This is a genomic window from Acidovorax sp. KKS102, assembly GCF_000302535.1.
Classification (GTDB): domain Bacteria; phylum Pseudomonadota; class Gammaproteobacteria; order Burkholderiales; family Burkholderiaceae_C; genus Acidovorax.
Genome location: NC_018708.1, coordinates 4,894,929 through 4,917,055 on the forward strand (window position 1 = coordinate 4,894,929; position 22,127 = coordinate 4,917,055).

Sequence of the window (22,127 nt, forward strand, 5' to 3'; positions counted from 1 at the left end):
CCTTCAACTGCCGATTACAGCCAGCCCGCGCGGGCCAGCGAACGCGAAACCAGCTGGCTGACCAGCTGGTGGCCATACGGCGTGGGGTGGAAGCTGTCGGAGAACGCATAGGTCTTCCACCAGTCCGCGCCCCCCGTGGCGCCGGCAGGGGGTGTCTGCGCCGACAGGGCGGCGGCCGTGCAGGTGGGGAAGGTATAGCTGGGCAGGCCGTCCGCACCCTGGCCGGTGATGGGGCATGCGGTGTTCTTGGCATTGGTCAGCCCGAACTGCGCGGGGTTGGCCACCTGGTCGTTGAACGAGGTGTAGAAGTCCACCACCACCACCTTGCTGTTGCCCGCAAAACGTTTGGCCAGCTGGGCGTTGAAGGCTTCGAGCCAGGCCTTGAGCAGGCCCTGCACCTGCGCGCTGGCGGCAGCGCCCGCAGACGCCGTGATGCCGCCGAGCACCTGCTGCAGGCGCGGCGTCTTGTCGATGGCGGGCATGTTCAGCACCGCCACACGCTGCGCGCCCTTGCTCAAGGCATTGGCCTCGATCGCGTCGTGGAACTTGTCGGCCAGCGCCACCATATAGGCGCCACCCGCCTGGGCTTGGCCCGTGGCACCGCCCGCAAGGCCGGCGTTCACCGTGGCCGCAGGCAGCAGGGTGGAGAGCAGCGCGCCGAAAGCCTTGCCGCCATCCTTGGAGGCCGACAGGTAGGCACCGATGAGGTCTGCAGCGTCGTTGCCGCCGCCGTCGATCAGCAACAGGTCCCCCGCGCTGAAGCCGTCAGCCCCTGCGTCGGTCAGCTGCTTGACGATGGAGACAGGCGACGCAGGCGCCGTGAAGTTGTTGATGCGACCGCCACCAATGGCGTAGTTGGTGCAGCCCGCCGCGTTGTTGAACGCGCTGCCGGTGGACACATAGCGGGGGCAGAGCGTGCTGCCGTAGTTGCTCGCCACCAGTTCGGGCCAGATGGGCGTGGACGCCGGGCCTGTAGGTGCGCTGCCTTGCACCGTGAACTTGAAGCCGAACGTGCCGCTGTCGGCGATGCTGTCACCCATGACCTTGACGGTCTTGATGGGCGCCACCGGCGAGGTGTCGGCACCGCCGCCCCCGCACGCCACCAGCAGCGACGCTGCCGCCAGAGAAACCCACAAAGCCTTGCGCTGAAAAACCATCGGTATCACTCCTGTTATCGTAAAAATAGAACGACCGTGCTATTCCTCGCAAATCATATTCGCCAACGCAAAAAAGCCCCACCGGGTAAACACCGGTGGGGCTTAGGGGTGGGGTTCTAAAAGCCTGCGAACCCTTTGGGGCTTCACGCAGGCATCACAGCTGTCACTTGACCGTGTCGAACACCGCCTTGGCCTGCGCGTGGCAGAAAGGTGGCTCGTAGGTGCCGTGGTAGCTGCCGTAGTAGGTGGCAAAAGCTGCCGAGGTGGGGTCGGTGGGAGCCTTGCCGCCGGGGCCGTAGGTGGCCTGGATGGCAGCATCCACATCAACTGTGCTGACGTTCGTCACACCCCGGCTATCAAAGTCGGCTTTCATGACGGCCATGTGGACCGCTGGGGGCACCGTGGGGTCGCCAGCGCCGCCGCACAGCATCACACGCGCCTTGGGGGTCCAGCCCAGCAAGTCGTTCTTTTTGGCGGCCAGGTACAGCGGGTGGGTGGTGCTGGTCTGCGAGCCGGTAATGAACGCCGACTGGAACAGCGCGTCACGCGCCTGGTTGGGTGTGCCCGAGGGCAGCGTACCCGTGGTCACCAGGGTGGTGTAGTTGAGCGTGGGATTGGGCAGCAGGTTCTCGATGTAGCCGGAGTACGGCGCCTTGAACACGTCCTTCACGTCGGTGTAGACGTTGCCATAGACCTTCTGCCAGGCGGTGACGAGGTAGGGCACAAAGAACTGCACGCCCGCGATCGCGTCGGGAATACGCAGCGAACCCGACAGGTTGTAGGGGCCGGCCAAGTGCGCGCCCGCGACCACGTTGAATTCGTTGCCGTAGTCCCGCTCGGCCGCGCGCTGCGCCGCCATGGACGAGTGGCCGCCCTGCGAGTAACCGGTGAACATCACCTTGCCCGACAGCGTAGCCCCCACCGTGCCTGCCGCATTGCGTGCAGCGCGCACCGAGTCGATGACCGATGTGGCTTCTGAATCCGCATGCAGGTAGGGGTGGTAGCTGTAGCCCGACTTGGCAAAGCCCAGGTAGTCGGTGGCCACCACGGCATAGCCCTGCGCGGCGTACATGGCCGCCAGCAGGAAGGTTTCGCTGTCCTGCGGGTTGGCCAGGGTGCGGGGCTTTTGCACATCGGTGCCCTTGGCGTAGGCCACCAGCGGGGCTGCGGTGGTGCAGCTGCCGGCCGGCACGAGCATCACGCCCGAGGCGTTGGTGTTTTCGCCGCTCTTGGCCCCCACGGTCGCATAGTTCAGCGACACCACCTTCACATCGCACTTGGCCTTGCCGCTGATCGCCTGCAGGCCGCTGCTGGCCGTGGCCGCGTCGATCTGCGCCACGGTGAGCGTGGTGAGCGTGGCAGGTGGGTCGATCAGTGCGCCGCGCGCCGGGTCGTCAGAGCCACCGCAGGCGACAAGCAGGACCGCCGCAGCGGCCACACAGGTAAGGCGGAAATAGGTCATGGATGGATACCTCGGTCAGTGAAGAACGACGCATCGTGCGCGCACCTGCGCTGCAGCATCCATAGGGGATAACGCGGGAGGACGGGCGCCGCCAGACACCTAGGCGACAGCGCGCGCAGGCCTGTTAGACCAGTCAGTCGGGACGGCGCACGCCGTACAAAACCTTCATGCCCAGGATGGTGCCCGCGAGGGCCAAGGTGATGGCATTGGCCACCACGATGGGCCAGGCCGCCAGCGCCAGGCCGTAGGCCAGCCACAGTGCCACCCCCACCGTGAACACGCTGTACATGCCCAGCGAGATACCGCTCACGTCCCGCGTGCGAAAGGTGTGCAGGGCCTGCGGCACAAAGCTGCAGGTGGTCAGGCACGCGGCCAGATAGCCGATCAGTTCATGGAGTTGCATGGTGGGGAAAACGCAGGGCAGCAGCGATTATTCACTGCTCACGTGCCGTCCAGTCGATGAGGCTGTCGAGCACGGGCCGCGCCGCCCCTGCGTTGGGGTGGTTGACCACCGCCACCAGCACATAGCGGCGCCCGCTGGCGGCATGCACATAGCCTGCCACAGCCATCACGTCGCGCAGGCTGCCCGTCTTGAGGTGGGCTGTGCCCGCCCGGCTCTGGCTGCGGCGCAGCGTGCCATCCACCCCCGTGATCGGCAGCGACGCCACCAGTTCCGGCATCACGGGCGATACCCAGGCCACCTGCAGCATGCGGGCCAGGGCCTGCGCAGTCAGGCGCGCATCGCGGCTGAGCCCGGCGCCGTTGTCTACTTGCGGCAGATCCGCATCGCCCATGCGGGCCTGCCACCACTGGCGCAGCACCTCGCGGGCGCCGTCGAACGTGGCCACGCCGTTTTTTTGCAGCGCCAGGGTCAGAAAGACCTGCTGCGCCATCACGTTGTTGCTGTACTTGTTCACGTCGCGCACCACCTCGGACAGTGCGGGGGATGTGACCACAAACGCGGGCTTGAGGCCCGGGGGCACCTTGCCGTCTCGCACGCTGCCCGTGAGCTTGCCGCCCAGATCGCGCCACATACCCTCCACCGCCCGCGCCGCAAAGCCGCGCGGGTCGGCCGCCGCCACCGGCCACACGCGTTCGCCACAGGCAGCAGGGTACACGCCCTGGAACGACACCTTCGAGGGGTCCGACAACTCCGCACGCAGGGCAGTACGCCAGTCCCCACAATCCGCGCCCGGCGCCGCCAGCGCCACGGTGGGCTGGCGCTGCACTCCGGCCAGTGGCGGGTCGTACTGGATACGGGCCAAGCCGGCAGCCGCATCGGGCACAAAGGTCATCACCGACGACTTGTAATTCAGCAGCAGCGCGTCGGGGGATGCGTTATAGGGCCGCAGCGGCTCGCCATCAAACCGCGCCGGGTCCTGGTCGGGCACATCGAACGCCGTGCGGTCCAGCACGATGTCGCCCACGATGACCTGGATGCCCTGGCCCTGCAGCCGCCGCATCAGCAGCCACAGTCGCTCCATGACCAGCTTGGGATCGCCCTGGCCCTGGATGTACACATTGCCGCGCAGGCTGCCGTCCTGTACCGTACCTTGCACATAGACCGGCGTGTTCCAGACATAGGCGGGGCCCAGCTGTTCCAGCGCTGCATAGGTGGTCACCAGCTTCATCACCGACGCGGGGTTCACGGGCACCTGGGCACGGTGCGCAAGGCGCGGGCTGGCCTTGCCTACAGCTTGCGCGTCCACCACCATCACCGACAGGGACTCGCGCGGCAGCTTGGCGCGCGCCAGGGCGGCCTCCACCTCGGGCGGCAGAGTGCCTGCGGCGGGTGCCGCCGTCTGCGCCCCCGCCGAGCCCACCCCACCCGCAGCCATCAGCCACGCAGCACCCCAACCCACCACACCACGCAGCACACGGCGGCGCCAAAGAGCAGAAACAGACAACATGGCGGGGAGTCTATCGCCCACACACCTGCACTAGGCGCCGCACTGTGCCCCACGCCAGCACGCCCTGCGGCGGGCGCCGATAATCGACCGATGCGTTTTTCTCCCCGCACCATCGGCCTGCTGGCGGCCGTGGTCACCGTCACCATCTGGACGGGCTTCATCATCATCGCCCGCGCCTCAGCCCAGCGCACGCTCACCCCGTTCGACATTGCGCTGCTGCGCATCGTGGGCGCCAGCCTGGTGTTGCTGCCCTGGGGCTGGTGGATGGTGCGACGGCGCCACGCGGCGCTGGGGGCCTCGGCACCGGCGTCCAGCCTGGCGGGCATCTCGCCCCTGCCCTTGCGCACCACGGCGCTGCTGGGCAGCTTTGGCGGGCTGCTGTACGCGCTGCTGGCCTATTCAGGGTTCTTCCATGCACCGGCCACCCATGCGGCGGTGCTCATGCCGGGCAGCCTGCCGCTGTGGACGGCGCTGCTGGCCGCCTGGCTGCTGCGCGACCACATCACGCCGCTGCGCGCCACCGGCCTGGCGCTGATCGTGGCGGGCGACCTGCTGGTGGGCGGGCGCAGCCTGCTGGCGGCGTTTTCGGGCGGGGACGTGTGGAAGGGCGACCTGCTGTTCATGCTGGCCGCATCGTCCTGGGCCACCTACAGCGTGCTGGCGCGGCGCCACGCGGTCGACGCGGTGCAGGCCACCATCGCCATCACCGCGTTTGCCTGCATGGTGTACCTGCCCAGCTATGCGCTGCTGGTCTGGCTGGGTGCAGTCACCAGCCATCTGGCCCAGGCACCGTGGAGCGAGATCGCGTTCCAGATGCTGTTCCAGGGCGGGGGCTCCGTGGTGGTCTCGGGCATTGGCTTCACACGCATGATCCAGCACTATGGCCCCGTGCGCTCCACCATGATCACAGCCCTGGTGCCCGGCCTGTCGGCCGTAGGCGCAGTTGTTTTTCTGGATGAGCCGATGCACTGGAACCTGGTGGCCGGCCTGCTGCTGGTCACCGCCGGTATCCTCGTGGGGGTGCTGCGCAAAAGCCAGGCACCCGCAGCCGCTGCCAAAGCGGCGTCCTGAGCGCCTTTGTCCCCGCCGCGCCACCCCATACCTCCCGACCCTGCCCATGAATCTGCTTGCCTTTGACACCAGTACCGACACCCTCTCCATCGCTGTGCAGCATGGCGATGGGGTCTGGCAGCACCAGGGGCCCGGGGGCGCGCAGGCCTCGGCGGCGCTGATCCCAGCGGTGCGCGCGCTGATGGCGCAGGCGGGCCTGACGTTCGACACCTTGGATGCGGTGGTGTTCGGGCGCGGCCCCGGCTCGTTCACCGGGCTGCGCACCGCCTGCGCCGTGGCCCAGGGCCTGGCCTTTGGTGCCAAGGGCGGGCAAGGAGTGCCCGTGCTGCCGGTGGACACCCTGCTGGCCGTGGCCGAGGAGGCCCGCCAGCAACACGGCTGCACGCAGGTGGTGGCGGTGCTGGATGCACGCATGGACGAGGTCTACCACGCGCGCTGCGAATGGTTGCCGGGAGAGGCTCGCTGGCAGACCGACGAGGACTTCGGCCTGGGCGCCCCCGAGTCGGTGCAGCCGCCCACAGGCTGGACGGTGGCAGGCAATGCCCGCGCGCCCTATGGCGACCGGCTGGCGCCCACCGCGCCACACGTCGCGGCCTTGCCCACCGCCACGGCCCTGCTGCGCCTGGCACCCGCCCTGATCGCTGCGGGTAAAGCCGTGGCAGCGGGCGATGCCCTGCCGCGCTACATCCGCGATAAAGTGGCGCAAACCACCGCCGAACGGGCCGCGCTGCGCGCCGCCCAGGCGGCGGCCACTCCCTGAGATGTGGTGAATGAATCCCCCATGAGCGCACTGCCTACTTCTTCTGCATTGCCGCCCGGCGCCAGCACCGCCCGCCCCGAGGCGCGCTTCGAGACGCTGACCCTGGCCCGGCTGGATGCCGTGCTGGCGGTGGAACAGCGCGCCTATTCGCACCCCTGGACCCGTGGCAACTTCACCGACGCGCTGGCATCTGGCTACGAGGCGCAGCTGCTGATGGCGGACGACCACCTGCTGGGCTACTTTGTGGCCATGATGGGGGTGGATGAAGTGCACCTGCTCAACATCACCGTCACCCCCGAATACCAGCGCCAGGGCTGGGCCCGCGTGCTGCTGGACGCCCTGGCCCTGTGGTCACGCGGGCGCGGTGCACAATGGCTGTGGCTGGAGGTGCGGGCGAGTAACCTGCGCGCCCAGCAGATCTACCAGACCCACGGATTCCGCCGCGTGGGAGACCGCAAGCGCTACTACCCCGCCGCGCACGGCCAACGCGAAGACGCTGTGGTCATGAGCCTGGCGCTCTGACCCCACGCCGCACCCGACCCTGCTGAACCACCGATGGCCTGTTTTCTTTCTGTATGAGCCTCCACCTCGATGCGCGACAGCGCGCCATGCTGCAAGAAATGGGCGTCACCGTGTGGGGCCCATCCCCCGCCCAGGAGGCCAGCGCCCAGCCCCCGGCAACCGCCTCAGCAGATCCTGCGGCCGTGGCGGCACCTGCCATGGCGCCGGCGCGCGCACAACCACAGACCCCGGCCCCTGCGCTCGCCGAGCGCCCTCAAGCGCCACCAGCCCACACCACCAGCCGCAGCGCACCGCCGGCTCCGACCCCTGCACCTGCCACCACAGGCGCGGCCGCGCCCGCCCTGCGGCTGCACCCACCCCAGACGCTCTACCCCACCGCCGACCCGGCGCAAACGCCCGCCGGGTTGGGCCGGGGCTGGCTCATCGTGGCCGAGAGCTTGACCCCCGCCGAGCCCCTGGGTGGCGATGCGGGCCGCTTGCTCGACAACATGCTGCGGGCCATGCAATTGCACCGGCACCCGCGCGTGTTCCTGGCGGCTCTGGAGCGGTCTGCGCCCGGCACGGAAGCCAGCGCCGATATTCCTGCAGCCCTGGCCGACGCTGTGGCCCAGCTGCAGCCCGCCATGGTGCTGGTGCTGGGCCATGTGGCGGCACGCGCGGCGCTGGGCCGCACCGAGCCGCTGGGTCGCCTGCGCGCGGGCCCGCATGTGCTGGCCGGTTGCCCGGCGGTGGTGACCTACGACCCCGCCTTTTTGCTGCGCTCCCAAGACAACAAGGCCGCCGCCTGGGCTGACCTGTGCCGGGCGCTGGCCATGGTGCGCAGTGCCGAGGCCGAGGGCTGAGAGCCTGTTGGCAGGATCCCAGTCCCTTCCATGCCCCCCGCCGGACCGGCGAGACCGTCGCCCGGTGCCATAATCCGCCGCTTGCCTAATTTTTACGGAGACAGCTCCTTGGAAACCTACCCGAGTTGGTAGCTTTCAGCTCCCGGCGCATTTGACTGCTGTGGGGTTGAAAGCACCCCTACCCCCACACCGCAGACGCCAAAAAACAAGGGAGTGAGCCCATGCTCAACATCTTTACGCTCGCCAATGGCCGGCTGTTCCAGGAAGAAATCGAGTCCCTGGAGGAGCTGACCAAGTTCCAGCCGATCTGGGTGGACCTGGAAGCCCCCACGCTCGAAGAAAAGCGCTGGATCAAGCAGCACTACGGCCTGTCTATCCCCGAGGATGCGATGGACGAGGACATCGAGGAATCCGCCCGCTTCTACGAGGAAGACAACGGCGAGCTGCACATCCGCAGCGACTTCTTGATCGATGACGACGAAGACCCCCGTTCGGTGCGCGTGGCCTTCATCCTGAACCAGCACAACACCAACCTGAAAAGTCGGGGCGTGCTGTTCTCCATCCACGACGAAGACGTGCCCGTGTTCCGCCTGCTGCGCATGCGCGCGCGCCGCGCGCCCGGGCTGATTGAAGACGCCAAGGAAGTGCTGCTCAAGCTGTTCGACGCCGACGCCGAATACTCGGCCGACACGCTGGAGAACATCTATGACGAGCTGGAGGCCGTGAGCAAGCAGGTGCTGGCCGGCGACGTGACGGACACCCGCGCTGGCGAGGTGCTGGCCGCCATCGCGCGCCAGGAAGACTTGAACGGCCGCATCCGCCGCAACGTGATGGACACCCGCCGCGCCGTGAGCTTCATGATGCGCTCCAAGATGCTCAACTCCGAGCAGTTCGAGGAAGCCCGCCAGATCCTGCGCGACATCGAGTCGCTGGACAACCACACGGCGTTCCTGTTCGACAAGATCAACTTCTTGATGGACGCCACGGTCGGTTTCATCAACATCAACCAGAACAAGATCATCAAGATCTTCTCGGTGGCCAGCGTCGCCTTGCTGCCACCCACACTGATCGCCAGCGTGTACGGCATGAACTTCAAGTTCATGCCCGAACTGGACTGGTCGCTGGGCTACCCGTATGCGCTGGGCCTGATGCTGGCGAGCGCGCTCGGGCCCATGTGGTACTTCCGCAAGCGCGGCTGGTTGAAGTAGCCCCCCCTGTGGCGCTGCGCGCCTTCCCCCCGACGGGGGGACGCCTCCAGCGGCCCGGCAAAGCCGGCTCCGCGGTGGCGCTGGTGGATACATAGCGCCGGTTGCAGCGCAGCGTGGCGTGGCGAACAGCCAATGGGATGCGGCGGAGTCCTCTTTAGAGGGAAAATCTGCCACAAGCGCTAGTGCAATATGCCCTGGCCGCTATCAATTTCATAGTTTCCGCAGAAACGACAGCACCATGTGCTCAGCGTACCGGCTGGCCACGGTCTGTACGAACTGGGCAAAGTCACCATGGGCGGCATCGTCGGCGCGGTCAGAAATGGTGCGCACGGCGGCAAAGGGCAGGCCGTAGTCATGGCACACCTGGGCGACGGCAGCGCCCTCCATTTCCACCGCCAGCACGTCGTGCCCGGCCGCGCGCAAGGCGGAGCGCAGGCGCTCGGACTCTTGGGCGGTGGAGACAAAACGGTCACCGCTGGCCACCAGGCCCTGGTGTGCCCGGTGGGCACCTCCATGGATGTTTTTCAAGCCCCAGAGGCTGCTTGCGCTAGTGACGCATAGGCTGGCAGCTTCCAAAAGCATAGCTGTCAGCACCGGATCACACGCCAGCCGGGTGCGCGCATAGCCCGGCAGCTCCCACCGAGGGAACAGCGGCGAGGCATCCATGTCGTGCTGCACATAGTCCTGGGCCACCACCACATCCCCCCGGTGCACCCCATCGCCGACCCCGCCCGCAACGCCCGTGAAGACGATGCGCGCCACGCCAAAATGCTCGATCAAGGCCGTGGCCGTGGTGGCAGCAGCCACCTTGCCGATGCCCGACAGCGCCAGCACCACCGGGCGGTCGTGCAGCTCTCCGCGCCAGAACGCGCGGCCAGCGTGCATCAGCCGCTGCGGGTGCGCCAGCTGTTGTACCAGCGAGCTTTGTTCTTCGGGCAGTGCACTCAGGATGGCAGTGCTCATGCAAAAGTCCTTGGGGTCATGTCATGGGGCCACAAAACACCCGCGCCACCCGGGGCCGCGCGGTCGCAAAAAAGGCGGCCGAAGCCGCCTGGGGATTGTGACGTGCCGGCAGGCCGCGTCACTTCTTGTCGCGCAGTTCGCGGCGCAGGATCTTGCCCACGGGGGTCTTGGGCAGCTCGGTGCGGAACTCGATCACCTTGGGCTGCTTGTAGCCGGTGAGTTCGTGGCGGCAGAACTCCTTGACCTGCGCTTCGGTGAGCGCCGGGTCCTTCTTCACGATCACGAGCTTCACGGCCTCGCCGGTCTTGTCGTCGGGCACGCCCACCACGGCGCATTCGAGCACGCCCGGGCAGTTGGCCACCACTTCTTCGACCTCGTTGGGGTACACGTTGAAGCCGCTGACCAGCACCATGTCCTTCTTGCGGTCCACGATCTTGAAGAAGCCGCGCGCATCCATCACGCCGATGTCGCCGGACTTGAAGTAGCCGTCCTCGGTCATGACCTTGGCAGTTTCATCGGGACGTTGCCAGTAGCCGGCCATGACCTGCGGGCCCTTGATGGCGATTTCGCCGGGCTCGCCCAGCGTGGTGACCTCGCGGCCCTCGTCGTCCAGCAGCTTCATGGAGGTGCTGGGCAGCGGCACGCCGATGGTGCCGGTGTATTCGGTGCTGGTGGTGGGGTTGCAGCTGGCCGAAGGGCTGGTCTCCGACAGGCCATAGCCTTCGCAGATGGGGCAACCCGTCTTTTCGAGCCAGAGCTTGGCCACGGCGCCCTGCACCGCCATGCCGCCGCCCACCGAGACCTTGAGGTTCTTCCAGTTGACGGTGTTGAAGTCGGGGTGGTTGGCCAGGCCGTTGAACAGCGTGTTGACGGCCGGGAAGCTGTGGAAGGTGTGCTTGGACAGCTCCTTCAGCACCGCAGGCAGGTCGCGCGGGTTGGGGATCAGGATGGTCTTGCCGCCCGTGCGCATGCTCAGCATCATGTTCACGGTGAACGCGAAGATGTGATACAGCGGCAGCGCGCAGATGCTGGTGGGCTGCTCGCCCGCCGGCACCTTCTTCATCACGGGCTCGTTCCAGGCCTCGGACTGCAGCACGTTGGCAATCACGTTGCGGTGCAGCAGCACCGCGCCCTTGCTCACGCCCGTGGTGCCGCCGGTGTACTGCAGCAGCGCGATGTCGTCCGGCTTGATGTCGGGCTTCTTGAGGGTGCCGCGCGTGCCTTGGGCCACGGCGTCATTGAAGCGCACCGCACCCGGCAGGTTGTAAGCGGGCACCATCTTCTTGACGTTGCGCACCACGTAGTTGACCAGGGTCCCTTTGAGCAGACCGAGCTGGTCGCCCATGGCGCAGAGCACCACGTGCTTGACGGGCGTGTGCGCAATGCACTGCTCCAGCGTGGTGGCAAAGTTCTCGATGATGACGATGGCCTTGGCGCCCGAGTCCTTGAGCTGGTGCTCCAGCTCGCGCGGCGTGTACAGCGGGTTCACGTTGACGACCACGAAGCCCGCGCGCAGCACGGCCGCCACGGTCACCGGGTACTGGGGCACGTTGGGCATCATGATGGCCACGCGGTCGCCCTTGACCAGCCCCAGGCCCTGCAGGTAGGCCGCAAACGCGCTCGAGAGCGAATCGGTCTGGGCGTAGGTCACGTCCTTACCCATGAAGCTGTAGGCCACGCGGTTGGCGTACTTCTTGAAGGCCTCGTCCATCAGCGCCACAAGGGAGCTGTACTGCGTGGTGTCGATGTCTGCGGGAACACCTTGTGGATAGGCGGCCAGCCACGGGCGGTCGGTCATTGGGATTGTCTCCTGGTAGGTTTTATGGGGGTCCTGCAAGCACGCCGATGTTTTCAGCACGGTCGTGCTTTTATTGTGGAGGGATTATGCCCGTCAGCTCTTGAGCGCGGTCAGTACCTCGTCCAGCATTTTCTTGGCATCGCCAAACAGCATGCGGTTGTTGTCCTTGTAGAACAAGGGGTTGTCCACCCCCGCGTAGCCCGAGGCCATCGAGCGCTTCATCACGATGGAGGTCTTGGCCTTCCACACCTCCAGCACCGGCATGCCGGCGATGGGGCTGGTGGGGTCGTCTTGCGCGGCGGGGTTCACGATGTCGTTGGCGCCGATGACGATGGCCACGTCGGTGTCCGGGAAGTCCTCGTTGATCTCGTCCATCTCCATCACGATGTCGTAGGGCACCTTGGCTTCGGCCAGCAGCACGTTCATGTGGCCCGGCATGCGGCCCGCCACCGGGTGGATGGCAAAGCGCACCTGCACGCCCTTGTCGCGCAGGGTCTTCACGATGTCGTTGACCGTGTGCTGCGCCTGGGCCACCGCCATGCCGTAGCCGGGCACGATGATCACGCTCTTGGCATCGCGCAGCAGCTCAGCCGTCTCGGCGGCAGCCACGGGTACCACTTCGCCCTGCGGCTCGGCAGCGTCGCCCTTCTTGGCGGGCGCACCAGCACCGGAGCCAAAACCCCCGGCGATCACGCTGATGAAGTTGCGGTTCATCGCGTTGCACATGATGTAAGACAGGATGGCGCCCGAGGAGCCCACGAGCGCGCCGGTCACGATCAGCAGGTCGTTGGACAGCATGAAACCCGTGGCCGCCGCCGCCCAGCCCGAGTAGCTGTTGAGCATGGACACCACCACCGGCATGTCGGCCCCGCCAATGGCCATGACCATGTGGATGCCGAACAGCAGCGCAATCACCGTCATCACCATCAGCGGCACCATGCCTTGCTCGACGGTCTCGGCGCGCAGGAACTCGCGGCCAAACCAGATCACCACCAGCAGCGCCACCAGGTTGAGCCAGTGGCGGCCGGGCAGCAACAGCGGCTTGCCGCCGATTTTGCCGTTGAGCTTGCCAAAGGCAATCAGCGAGCCACTGAAGGTGACCGCCCCGATCAGGATGCCGACATAGATCTCCACCTCGTGGATGATCTTTTCCGCGCCCTGCAGCTGGATGGAGGTATCGACATAGCTGGCAAACCCCACCAGGCAGGCCGCCAAGCCCACCAAGCTGTGCATGAGCGCAACCAGCTCGGGCATCTGCGTCATCTTGACGACCTTGGCCGCATACAGGCCAATGCCGCCGCCAATGACCAGCGCGCCGATGATCCAGGCCACGCCCGCCGGGCTGACGCGGGGGCCAAACACGGTGGCCAGCACGGCCAGCGCCATGCCGACCATGCCGAACAGGTTGCCCCGGCGGGAGGTTTCAGGATTGGAAAGCCCACCCAGGCTCAGGATGAACAAAATGGCCGCGCCCAGGTAGGCGACGGTAGCGAGACTTTGGGACATGTTCTTTGCTCCTCGTTGTTCTTGTCGTTATCGGATTACTTGCGGAACATCGCCAGCATGCGGCGCGTGACCGCAAAGCCGCCAAACATGTTGATGGCCGTGAGCACCAGGGCGGCAAAGGCGAGCCACAGGATGAGCCCGTCAGGCCGACCGTTCACACCCGCATCGGGCGGCGCGATCTGCACCAGCGCACCGATGGCGATGATGCTGGAGATGGCGTTGGTCACGCTCATCAGCGGCGTGTGCAGCGCGGGCGTCACGTTCCACACCACCATGTAGCCGATGAAGCAGGCCAGCACGAACACGGTGAAGTGTCCCAGGAAGGCCACGGGCGCGTAGGCACCGACGGCCCAGAACAGCACGGCCATCACGGCAAAAACGATGGTCAGCGTCTTGGCGGACATGGGCGCGCCCGTGCCATGGCCATGGCCCGATTTCTTCTCGACCACCGGGGCCGCTGCCTTGGGTGCGGGCGCCGGTGCTTGTTTGAGCGGCGGGGCGGGCCAGGTGATGGCGCCGTCCTTGACCACGGTGAGGCCCCGGATCGCGTCGTCTTCCATGTTGACCACCGCCACGCCGTCCTTGGCCTTGCACAGCTCTTCGGTCAGACGCAGCAGGTTGGTGGCGTACAGCGTGGACGACTGCTTGGCCAGGCGCGAGGCCAGATCGGTGTAGCCCACGATGGTCACGCCATGGCGCACCACGGCCTCGCCGGGCACGGTGAGCTCGCAGTTGCCGCCTTGCTCGGCGGCCATGTCCACGATCACGCTGCCGGGCTTCATGCTCTGCACCATCTCGGCGGTGATGAGCTTGGGCGCGGGTTTGCCGGGGATCAGCGCGGTGGTGATGATGATGTCCGCGTCCTTGGCCTGCTCGGCGTACATCTTGCGCTGCGCGGCCTGGAAGCCTTCGCTCATGACCTTGGCATAGCCGCCGCCGCCCGATCCTTCTTCTTCGTAGTCCACCTTGACGAACTCGCCGCCCAGCGACTTGACCTGGTCGGCCACCTCGGCGCGCGTGTCGTTGGCGCGCACGATGGCGCCGAGGTTGGCAGCGGTGCCAATGGCGGCAAGGCCTGCCACGCCAGCGCCCGCAATGAACACCTTGGCGGGCGGCACTTTGCCTGCGGCCGTGATCTGGCCGTTGAAGAAGCGGCCGAAAGCGTTGGCGGCTTCGATCACGGCACGGTAGCCGCTGACCCCGGCGGTGGAGGTGAGCGCGTCCATCTTCTGGGCGCGTGACAGGGTGCGGGGCAGGCAGTCGATAGCCAGCACCGTGGCCTTCTTGGCGGCCAGCTGCTGCATCAGATCGGGGTTCTGGGCGGGCCAGATGAAGTCGATGAGGGTGGTGCCCTCGCGCATCCGCGCCACTTCATCGCTGCTGGGCGGGCGCACCTTGAAGACGATGTCGGATGCCGCCCACAGTGCCGCAGCGTCGCTGACGATCTCGGCGCCTGCAGCGCGGTAGGCATCGTCACTGAAGTTGGCGGCATCCCCAGCCCCGGACTCCACCGCGACGGCAAAGCCCAGCTTGATCAGCTTCTCCACCACATCGGGCACGGTGGCCACGCGCTTTTCGCCAGGGAAGGTTTCCCTGGGCACGCCGATACGCTGCGGCTGCGGGACGGGGCTTGTCTGCATCAGAGGTCTCCTCAAGTTTCGTAATCGTTATGCCAGGCCGCCAGACAGGGAGGTCTTGAGCGCTAAGGCCTGGAGGTGGGTATGGGGAAGGGGAACTGCGGGATGGCCAGATGACCGTCCACCATGCCGGCGCTCTGGCGCACGGCCTGGGCCAGGTCATAGGCCCATTGCTGCGCGGGTCGGCCCGCCACCAGGAGTTCTTCGTTGTTGCGCGGCCGTGTACTCAACAGCCGCTGATCTACCAAGGCATCCACCACCACCCAGACACCCGCTTCGGTGACGTAGCGATACCCCACATGCGAATAGGGAGCTTTTAGTGCGATCTGGCGGCTGGACATCCATTGAACGAGGTCGGGCCGGTTCTTTTCGAGCCACTTGGGGCTGCTCGCCCACAGTTTGAAACGCAGACAGTCGGCACGCACGGGGCTGCCATCGGCAGCGTCCTTCACCATGACGTCCTGTTGAGCCGGGCAGTACCCCACCCCTTGCGGAGACCCGCGCAGGTCGCTGGTGACGTTGGTCTGCACGCGCAGCACAGCCAGCCATTCACCTTGCGCACCACGCAGCGCTACGTCGCGAGTTTGAAGCGAGGTACGTCCTCCGGAGCCTGTAACGGCTTCCCCGGAAGTACCCAGGTCCTGCCACGCTCCCGCCGGCAACACCAGGCGGGCGCGGCCCACGGGGTATTCGAATTGGGGAGGAACAGTGAGGGGCGCGCAGGCAGCCGTGAACACCGTCACAGCCAACACGGGCAAGAGAGGCAGCAGCCGCCGGAACTTTGAAATGGTCAGAGTCATAGAGAAAGGTTCATACGAATTCGCCTTCAATCATCCCACGGCACCCGGGTCCGTCTTTCGACGGCTCCTGCCATGCAACAACCAGCTCGGTGTCGCTGGTGAAAAATGTGTTGAAAGCGCCCTGGTATCGGACACTTCTTGCGGCGCTGCCGGTGGGCAAGCTGACCGCGAGCTTACATGAAGAAAATCTTTGCGCTGTCGCCTTTGTCTGCTGTAGAGAGAACTCCCCAGTCTCCGCCTGCAAACAGGCAAAAAAAAGCCTGGCAGCACAACGCAGCCAGGCTGGGCAACGGCCCCTGAGGGCCTGGTGCCAATAGTCAGTTCACCACTTGCGCCAGCGCACCCGAAGCGTACTGGGCCGCCACGGCCTGCAGGCTCAGGCCCTTGATCTTGCTGCCCTGGCCTTCGCAGCCGAACTCCAGGTAGCGCTGCTTGCACACCTGCTTGGCCGCTTCGCGGGCAGGCTTGAGCCATTCGCGGGCGTCGAACTTGTCGGGATTTTCAAACAGGAACTTGCGCACCGCGCCGGTCATGGCCAGGCGGATGTCGGTGTCGATGTTGATCTTGCGCACGCCGTGCTTGATGGCTTCCTGGATTTCCTCGACCGGCACGCCGTAGGTTTCCTTCATCTTGCCGCCGTACTGGTTGATGATGGCCAGCAGTTCAGCGGGCACCGACGAGGAGCCATGCATCACCAGGTGGGTGTTGGGAATGCGCTTGTGGATTTCCTTGACGCGGCTGATGGCCAGGATATCGCCCGTGGGCTTGCGGCTGAACTTGTAGGCACCGTGGCTGGTGCCGATGGCAATGGCCAGGGCGTCCAGCTGGGTGGCCTTCACGAAGGTGGCGGCTTCTTCGGGGTCGGTCAGCATCTGGCTGTGGTCGAGCTTGCCAACGGCACCAATGCCGTCTTCTTCGCCCGCATCCCCGGTTTCGAGGTTGCCCAGGCAGCCCAGTTCACCTTCTACCGTGACGCCCACCTTGTGCGCCATGTCCACCACCTTGCGCGTCACTTCGACGTTGTAGTCGAAGGAGGAAGGAGTCTTGCCGTCTTCCATCAGCGAGCCGTCCATCATCACCGAGCCAAAGCCCAGGTCGATAGCGCCCTGGCAGACCTTGGGCGAAGTGCCGTGGTCCTGGTGCATGACCAGCGGGATGTGGGGGAAAGCCTCGACCGCCGCCTGGATCAGGTGCTTGATGAAGGGCTCGCCCGCGTACTTGCGTGCGCCAGCGCTGGCCTGCAGGATGACGGGAGCGCCCACTTCGTCCGCAGCCGCCATCACGGCCTGCACCTGCTCCAGGTTGTTGACGTTGAAGGCAGGGATGCCATAGCTGTTGGCAGCGGCATGGTCGAGCAGTTCGCGCATCGAAACGAGGGGCATGGTCGTGGGGTCCGTGGTGGGTTGATGAAGGAGGGGGCGAGGCGCTGTAGCGCCCGGCAATGCGGTGGTAACCGCTTGGTAACTCGCAATTTTAACCGGCGGCCGGTACGGAGGGCGATGGCAAATCCAACCGGTAGCAGGTGGTAAAGGGCGCGGGCGCAGGGGCTGCGCCAAAGTGCCCCCCGTGAATGTCCGCCACGCGGCGCAGGATTTCATGCCCCAGATGCAGGCTGTCCACCGGCACCGCCGCCGCGCGGCCCGGTGCGCCGCCGGCCTGCGGACGCGCCCCGTCGTCACACACCTGCAGCCAGGCGCCACCAGCGTCCGCCGTGCCCAGCTGGACGGCGATCTGGGTGCCCTCGGGCGTGTGCTTGAGCGCGTTTTCCACCAGATTGCGCACCGCAATGTCCAGCAGCACCGCATGACCGGGCACGGTCAGCGCGGTCGGGGCCGAAAGGCCCAGGTCATCACCCCGCTTCCACGCTGCCTGTGCATAGTCGGCGCACACCGACCGCGCCAGGGCGCTCAGGTCCACGGGCTCCTTGGCTTCGTGCAGCTCTGCCCGGCTGGCGCGGGCCAGGGCCAGCAGTTGGTTGAGCACATGTCCTGCGCGCAGGGCATCCTGGCCGATGCGCGCCAGCGCCTGGGCCCGGGCCTCTTCTGTCAGCTCCCCCGCCAGGGCACTGGCCTGCAGGGCGATGGAAGATAGCGGCGTGCGCAGCTCGTGCGCCACCTCGTTGGCCAGCCGACGCTCGCGCACCATGGCGACCTGCTGGCGGTCCAGCAAGGTGTTGATCGACGCCACCACCGACTCGAACTCGCTCCAGGCATGGCGCGAGGCCAGGCGCTGGGCGCTGGTGGGGTCCAGTGCCGCCACATCGGCCGACAGCGCGTACAACGGCCGCAAGCCGCGCCACAGCGCGAGCCCCAGGGCCAAAGACACCACCGGCAGCAACCACAGACCGGGCTCGATGAGCTGCCCCGCGATGTCATCCGCCAGCTCGTCACGCTCGCGCAGCTCCAGCATCACCATGATCTTGCGGGTGCGCCCCGCATCCCATTGCGAAAAGCTGCGCCAGGCCACCTTGTCGGGGCCCAGCGTGAGGTCGGCAAACCCCTCGGCATCGCTGAAAGGCGGCTCGGGCACCGAGCCCGTGAGCGAGAGCACCCGCCCCTGCGCATCCCACTGCACCACGCTGATGGTCTGCTGATAGTCGTGCGTCTTGAGCCAGGGCGTGGGGGTGCGCTCGGTCCGCTGTGGGCCTTCCATCGCCTCGGTGGCCCGCAGGTTGAGCAGCAGCGCGGCCACGCTGGCCAGGTGACCGTCGGTCAGCTCGTCGGCCTCATGCACACCGGTCTGGTAGCCAATGAAGACGAAGCTGCCCCAGACAATGGCCAGCGCCCCCAGGGACCAGAGCAACAGTTGCCGGGTGAGTGAGGGGCGACTCCCCGGCGCCGGGCGAGGGGCAGCGGGCGCGTTCACGCGGGCTTTTCCTGCGGCATGAAATAGCCCACTCCGCGCATGGTCTGGATGGCGGCGCTGCCCAGCTTGCGGCGCAGGTGGTGGATGTGCACCTCGACCGCATTGCTCTCCACGGCAGCGTCCCAGCTGTACAGGCGCTCCTCGATCTGCTGGCGCGACAGCACCCGGCCGCGCGCCTCCAGCAGCACCAGCAGCACCGAAAACTCGCGCGGAGACGTTTCCACCGGCTTGCCTTGCTGGCGCACCGTGCGGGTGGCGGGGTCCAGCTCGATATCGCCCAGGCGGATGGTGGGCGACGCCCGCCCCGCCGCGCGTCGCAACAGGGCACGCAGGCGCGCGTCCAGCTCATCCACATCAAACGGCTTGGTCAGATAGTCGTCAGCCCCCTGGTCCAGCCCCGCAATGCGCTGGTGCACCTGGTCGCGCGCAGTGACGATGAGGACGGGCGTGGCGGGATCCGGCAAGGTTGCCGATGCACCCCCGGTGGCGGGAGGGGTCAGGCGCAGGCGCCTGAGCAGTTCGCTGCCGTCACCGTCCACCAGCCCCAGGTCCAGCAGCACCGCGTCAAAACGCTCGGCGCGCAGGGCGCTCCAGGCGCTGGCGACGCCATCACTGACATCCACCGCATAGCCGCGCTGCTGCAGGTTACTGCGCAGGCCACTGGCTATGCCCGCATCGTCTTCGACCACGAGTATTCGCATGCGGGCATTGTCGCAGCCCATCAGACAGGGGAGTGACAGTGACGATGCCAACTTTAAGACGGCGTTAAGTACGGCCGCCTATCTTCCGGCCCATGCAGCCTTCGTCCGTCCCGCCGTCCACCGCGCCCCAGGCCTCCTTACACCGCCACACACTGCTTTTCTGGACCCTGGGGGCCCTAGCCTGTGTCGTGGCCTGGGATGCGGCGGGCCAAGACCTGGCCTTTGCGCAGGTGTTCGGGTCCTCCAATGGGTTTCCGATGCGGGACCAGTGGTTTTTTGTGCAGGTGCTGCATGAAGGCGCCCGCCGCCTGGGATGGCTGTTGGTGCTGCTGCTGGCGTTGAGCGTGTGGTGGCCGCGCGGCTTTTTGCGCAAGCTGGACGCCAGCGAGCGCCTGCAAATGGCCGTGAGCGCCCTGCTCTCGCTGGCCGTGGTCAGCATTACCAAGAACCTCAGCGCCACCAGTTGCCCCTGGGACCTGGCGCAGTTTGGCGGCGTGGCGCGCCATGTGTCGCACTGGGCGCTGGGCGTGCTCGATGGCGGCAGCGGCCGCTGCTTTCCGGCGGGCCATGCATCGGCGGGATTCGCCTTTCTGGGCGGCTACTTCGCACTGCGCCACAAGGCGCCGACGGCTGCGCGCTGGTGGCTGGCGGGCGCATTGCTGGCAGGGTTTGTATTGGGTGCCGCCCAGCAGGTGCGTGGCGCCCATTTCATGAGCCATACGCTATGGACAGGCTGGCTGTGCTGGACCACCGGCTGGCTCTGCGACCTGGCCGCCACCGCATTGCGGCCCCGCTTTCCGCATTTCGCCAACACCACCACGCCAGCGAACGGCTCCCATGCTTGAAATCGATCTGGTCTTGTTTCAGGCCCTCAATGCCGACGCCGCCACCTTGCCTGCCGTGGTAACGGTGGCACGGTGGGTGTCGCAGCAACTGCCCACTGCGATGGGCGGCCTGCTGCTCGGCAGCTTGGTGTTGGGCAATGCAGCGCAGCGGCGCGCCCTGGCCCTGGCGCTCGCGTCGATGGCCCTGGCCTGGCTAGGGGTGCAATTGCTGCGGCTGGCCGTACCGGCGCCGCGACCTGCGCAACTGGGCATTGGCGTGCAGTGGATCGAGCACGCGGCGCGCGCAGGCTTTCCCAGCATGCATGTGGCAGGCGCCGCCGCACTGGCGGCCAGCCTCGCACTGCGGCCGGTTCGCGGGCTCACCTGGCTGGCCGCTGCGGTCACGGCCGCCATGGTGTGGAGCCGCGTATGCCTGGGCGTGCACTTTCCGTCCGATGTGCTGGCGGGCCTGCTCACCGGGGGGCTGGCCGCAGCGGCCATCCATGCCCTGGCCGCGCGGGCGTCCCGCTGGCAGGCAGCGCTGCTGCACAAGTCGCCACAGGGCAACGCACACTGACCGCCGTCCGGCGCTATCGCCTAGAGGGCGTGGCGCAGGAGTGGTGAGGGAGCGCCCCCTCTGCCAGTCAGCTGGCCACGCAGATCTTCAGCATGTTCGTGCCGCCGGGTGCGCCCATAGGCTCGCCACAGGTGATGGCGTACACATCACCCTTTTGCACGATGTTGCGGCTCTTGAGGTGGCGCTCGGCCTGGTCCAGCGCAGTGTCACGGTCGGCACTGGTGTCCATGAGCAAGGGACGCACGTTGCGGTACATGGCCATCTTGCGTTGCGTGGCCACCTTGGGGGTGAGCGCGTAGATAGGGATGCGGATGCTGTGCCGGCTCATCCACAGGGCCGTAGCGCCACTGTCGGTCATGGCGACGATGGCCTTGGCGCCCAGGTGGTGGGCAGTGAACAGCGCGCCCATGGCGATGGACTGGTCGATGCGGCCAAAGGTCTGGCCGGTGAAGTCAGCATCCAGCTGGTGGTCTTCCGCCGCCTCGGCTGCCGCGCAGATGGTGGCCATCTCTTCCACGGTTTCGAGCGGGTAGCGGCCAGCGGCCGTTTCGGCGCTCAGCATCACGGCGTCGGTGCCGTCCAGCACGGCGTTGGCCACGTCACTCACCTCGGCGCGCGTAGGCACGGGGTTGGTGATCATGCTCTCCATCATCTGCGTGGCGGTGATGACGACCTTGTCCAGGTCTCGCGCCATGCGGATCATCTTCTTTTGCAGGGCAGGCACGGCCGCGTTGCCCACTTCCACTGCCAGGTCGCCACGCGCCACCATGATGCCGTCGGAGACACGCAGGATGGCCTCCAGGTGCGGGATGGCCTCGGCGCGTTCGATCTTGGCGATCAGGCCGGGCTTGTGACGGTACTCGGAAGCCGCCACGTTGCACAGCTGGCGCGCCATTTCCATGTCGGTCGCGTTCTTGGGGAAGCTCACGGCCACATAGTCGGCCTGGAAGCTCATGGCCGTACGGATGTCTTCCATGTCCTTGGCCGTGAGGGCCGGCGCCGTCAGGCCGCCACCCTTCTTGTTGATGCCCTTGTTGTTGGACAGCTCGCCGCCCACCTTGACGGTGGTATGCACTTCTTCCCCGCGCACCGCATCCACGGTGAGCACGATCAGGCCGTCATTGAGCAGCAACAGGTCGCCCGCCTTCACGTCGCGCGGCAGCTCCTTGTAGTCCAGCCCCACGCCATCGATATCGCCCAGCTCGGTGCGCGAGGCATCCAGCACGAACTTGGCGCCCGGCTCCAGCTGCACCTTGCCCTCGGCAAACTTGCCCACGCGGATCTTGGGGCCCTGCAGGTCGGCCATGATGGCCACTTCGCGGCCTGCGCGCTGGGCGGCGGCGCGCACGGTGGCAGCGCGGTCGATGTGGTCCTGCGCCTTGCCGTGGCTGAAGTTCAGCCGCACCACGTTCACCCCCGCTCGGATCATCGCCTCCAGCAGCGTCGGGTCGCTCGACGCAGGACCCAGGGTGGCAACAATCTTGGTGGCGCGGCGGGTAGGCATGGACATGTCTCTTTTCTCTC

Annotated in this window: 20 protein-coding genes; 7 read left to right on the forward strand and 13 right to left on the reverse strand. The window is 66.7% G+C overall.

Going from position 1 to position 22,127, the window contains the following annotated elements; all coding sequences use genetic code 11:
• Nucleotides 1-14: 14 nt before the first annotated feature.
• From C380_RS22505 to dacB, 4 genes are all read right to left on the reverse strand, one after another.
• The gene (locus tag C380_RS22505) at nucleotides 15-1,157 is read right to left on the reverse strand and encodes an SGNH/GDSL hydrolase family protein (RefSeq protein ID WP_015016140.1); all 1,143 of its coding nucleotides are present in this window, start codon (nucleotides 1,155-1,157) and stop codon (nucleotides 15-17) included.
• Nucleotides 1,158-1,320: 163 nt separating this feature from the next.
• The gene (locus tag C380_RS22510; protein ID WP_015016141.1) at nucleotides 1,321-2,619 is read right to left on the reverse strand and encodes a lipase family protein; all 1,299 of its coding nucleotides are present in this window, start codon (nucleotides 2,617-2,619) and stop codon (nucleotides 1,321-1,323) included.
• Nucleotides 2,620-2,752: 133 nt separating this feature from the next.
• The gene (locus C380_RS22515) at nucleotides 2,753-3,022 is read right to left on the reverse strand and encodes a SemiSWEET transporter (protein ID WP_015016142.1); all 270 of its coding nucleotides are present in this window, start codon (nucleotides 3,020-3,022) and stop codon (nucleotides 2,753-2,755) included.
• 31 nt (nucleotides 3,023-3,053) lie between these two features.
• The gene (dacB, locus tag C380_RS22520; protein ID WP_015016143.1) at nucleotides 3,054-4,529 is read right to left on the reverse strand and encodes a D-alanyl-D-alanine carboxypeptidase/D-alanyl-D-alanine-endopeptidase; all 1,476 of its coding nucleotides are present in this window, start codon (nucleotides 4,527-4,529) and stop codon (nucleotides 3,054-3,056) included.
• Between the two features lie 90 nt (nucleotides 4,530-4,619).
• Between dacB and C380_RS22525 the strand changes: the two genes are divergently transcribed.
• From C380_RS22525 to corA, 5 genes are all read left to right on the forward strand, one after another.
• On the forward strand, nucleotides 4,620-5,600 hold the full coding sequence (locus tag C380_RS22525; protein WP_015016144.1) for a DMT family transporter: 981 nt from the start codon (nucleotides 4,620-4,622) through the stop codon (nucleotides 5,598-5,600).
• A 46-nt stretch (nucleotides 5,601-5,646) separates the two neighbouring features.
• A complete protein-coding gene (gene tsaB / locus C380_RS22530) occupies nucleotides 5,647-6,360 on the forward strand; it encodes a tRNA (adenosine(37)-N6)-threonylcarbamoyltransferase complex dimerization subunit type 1 TsaB (protein WP_015016145.1) in 714 nt (237 codons plus the stop codon).
• Between the two features lie 21 nt (nucleotides 6,361-6,381).
• Nucleotides 6,382-6,882 (forward strand): ribosomal protein S18-alanine N-acetyltransferase, encoded by a 501-nt coding sequence (gene rimI, locus C380_RS22535; protein WP_015016146.1) that lies wholly within the window; start codon nucleotides 6,382-6,384, stop codon nucleotides 6,880-6,882.
• A 53-nt stretch (nucleotides 6,883-6,935) separates the two neighbouring features.
• Nucleotides 6,936-7,724: a uracil-DNA glycosylase family protein gene (locus C380_RS22540; RefSeq protein ID WP_043565777.1), complete on the forward strand. Its 789-nt coding sequence runs from the start codon at nucleotides 6,936-6,938 to the stop codon at nucleotides 7,722-7,724.
• 221 nt (nucleotides 7,725-7,945) lie between these two features.
• Complete coding sequence (corA, locus tag C380_RS22545; protein WP_015016148.1) at nucleotides 7,946-8,932, forward strand: magnesium/cobalt transporter CorA; 987 nt, start codon at nucleotides 7,946-7,948, stop codon at nucleotides 8,930-8,932.
• A 210-nt stretch (nucleotides 8,933-9,142) separates the two neighbouring features.
• Here the strand turns inward: corA and C380_RS22550 are convergent, their stop codons facing one another.
• From C380_RS22550 to C380_RS22585, 8 genes are all read right to left on the reverse strand, one after another.
• Nucleotides 9,143-9,895: a 5'-methylthioadenosine/adenosylhomocysteine nucleosidase gene (locus tag C380_RS22550; RefSeq protein WP_015016149.1), complete on the reverse strand. Its 753-nt coding sequence runs from the start codon at nucleotides 9,893-9,895 to the stop codon at nucleotides 9,143-9,145.
• A 118-nt stretch (nucleotides 9,896-10,013) separates the two neighbouring features.
• Nucleotides 10,014-11,693 carry a long-chain-fatty-acid--CoA ligase gene (locus C380_RS22555; RefSeq protein WP_015016150.1) on the reverse strand — a complete coding sequence of 560 codons (1,680 nt, stop codon included), beginning with the start codon at nucleotides 11,691-11,693 and terminating at the stop codon, nucleotides 10,014-10,016.
• Nucleotides 11,694-11,786: 93 nt separating this feature from the next.
• Nucleotides 11,787-13,199, reverse strand: a complete 1,413-nt coding sequence (gene pntB / locus C380_RS22560; RefSeq protein ID WP_015016151.1) for a Re/Si-specific NAD(P)(+) transhydrogenase subunit beta — start codon at nucleotides 13,197-13,199, stop codon at nucleotides 11,787-11,789.
• A 35-nt stretch (nucleotides 13,200-13,234) separates the two neighbouring features.
• On the reverse strand, nucleotides 13,235-14,839 hold the full coding sequence (locus C380_RS22565; RefSeq protein WP_015016152.1) for a Re/Si-specific NAD(P)(+) transhydrogenase subunit alpha: 1,605 nt from the start codon (nucleotides 14,837-14,839) through the stop codon (nucleotides 13,235-13,237).
• A 62-nt stretch (nucleotides 14,840-14,901) separates the two neighbouring features.
• Nucleotides 14,902-15,636 (reverse strand): hypothetical protein, encoded by a 735-nt coding sequence (locus tag C380_RS22570; RefSeq protein WP_015016153.1) that lies wholly within the window; start codon nucleotides 15,634-15,636, stop codon nucleotides 14,902-14,904.
• A gap of 317 nt (nucleotides 15,637-15,953) precedes the next feature.
• On the reverse strand, nucleotides 15,954-17,018 hold the full coding sequence (gene fba, locus C380_RS22575) for a class II fructose-bisphosphate aldolase (RefSeq protein WP_015016154.1): 1,065 nt from the start codon (nucleotides 17,016-17,018) through the stop codon (nucleotides 15,954-15,956).
• A 91-nt stretch (nucleotides 17,019-17,109) separates the two neighbouring features.
• Nucleotides 17,110-18,501 carry a two-component sensor histidine kinase gene (locus tag C380_RS22580; protein WP_015016155.1) on the reverse strand — a complete coding sequence of 464 codons (1,392 nt, stop codon included), beginning with the start codon at nucleotides 18,499-18,501 and terminating at the stop codon, nucleotides 17,110-17,112.
• The gene (locus C380_RS22585; protein ID WP_015016156.1) at nucleotides 18,498-19,202 is read right to left on the reverse strand and encodes a response regulator transcription factor; all 705 of its coding nucleotides are present in this window, start codon (nucleotides 19,200-19,202) and stop codon (nucleotides 18,498-18,500) included. Before C380_RS22585 ends, C380_RS22580 begins: the two co-directional genes overlap by 4 nt.
• Nucleotides 19,203-19,294: 92 nt before the next feature.
• Between C380_RS22585 and C380_RS22590 the strand changes: the two genes are divergently transcribed.
• Nucleotides 19,295-20,047 (forward strand): phosphatase PAP2 family protein, encoded by a 753-nt coding sequence (locus tag C380_RS22590; RefSeq protein WP_015016157.1) that lies wholly within the window; start codon nucleotides 19,295-19,297, stop codon nucleotides 20,045-20,047.
• Nucleotides 20,040-20,603 carry a phosphatase PAP2 family protein gene (locus tag C380_RS22595; protein ID WP_015016158.1) on the forward strand — a complete coding sequence of 188 codons (564 nt, stop codon included), beginning with the start codon at nucleotides 20,040-20,042 and terminating at the stop codon, nucleotides 20,601-20,603. The genes C380_RS22590 and C380_RS22595 overlap by 8 nt, the downstream gene beginning before the upstream one ends.
• A 67-nt stretch (nucleotides 20,604-20,670) precedes the next feature.
• On the opposite strand, the gene pyk is transcribed toward C380_RS22595, so the two are convergent.
• Complete coding sequence (gene pyk / locus C380_RS22600; RefSeq protein ID WP_015016159.1) at nucleotides 20,671-22,107, reverse strand: pyruvate kinase; 1,437 nt, start codon at nucleotides 22,105-22,107, stop codon at nucleotides 20,671-20,673.
• Between the last annotated feature and the right edge of the window lie 20 nt (nucleotides 22,108-22,127).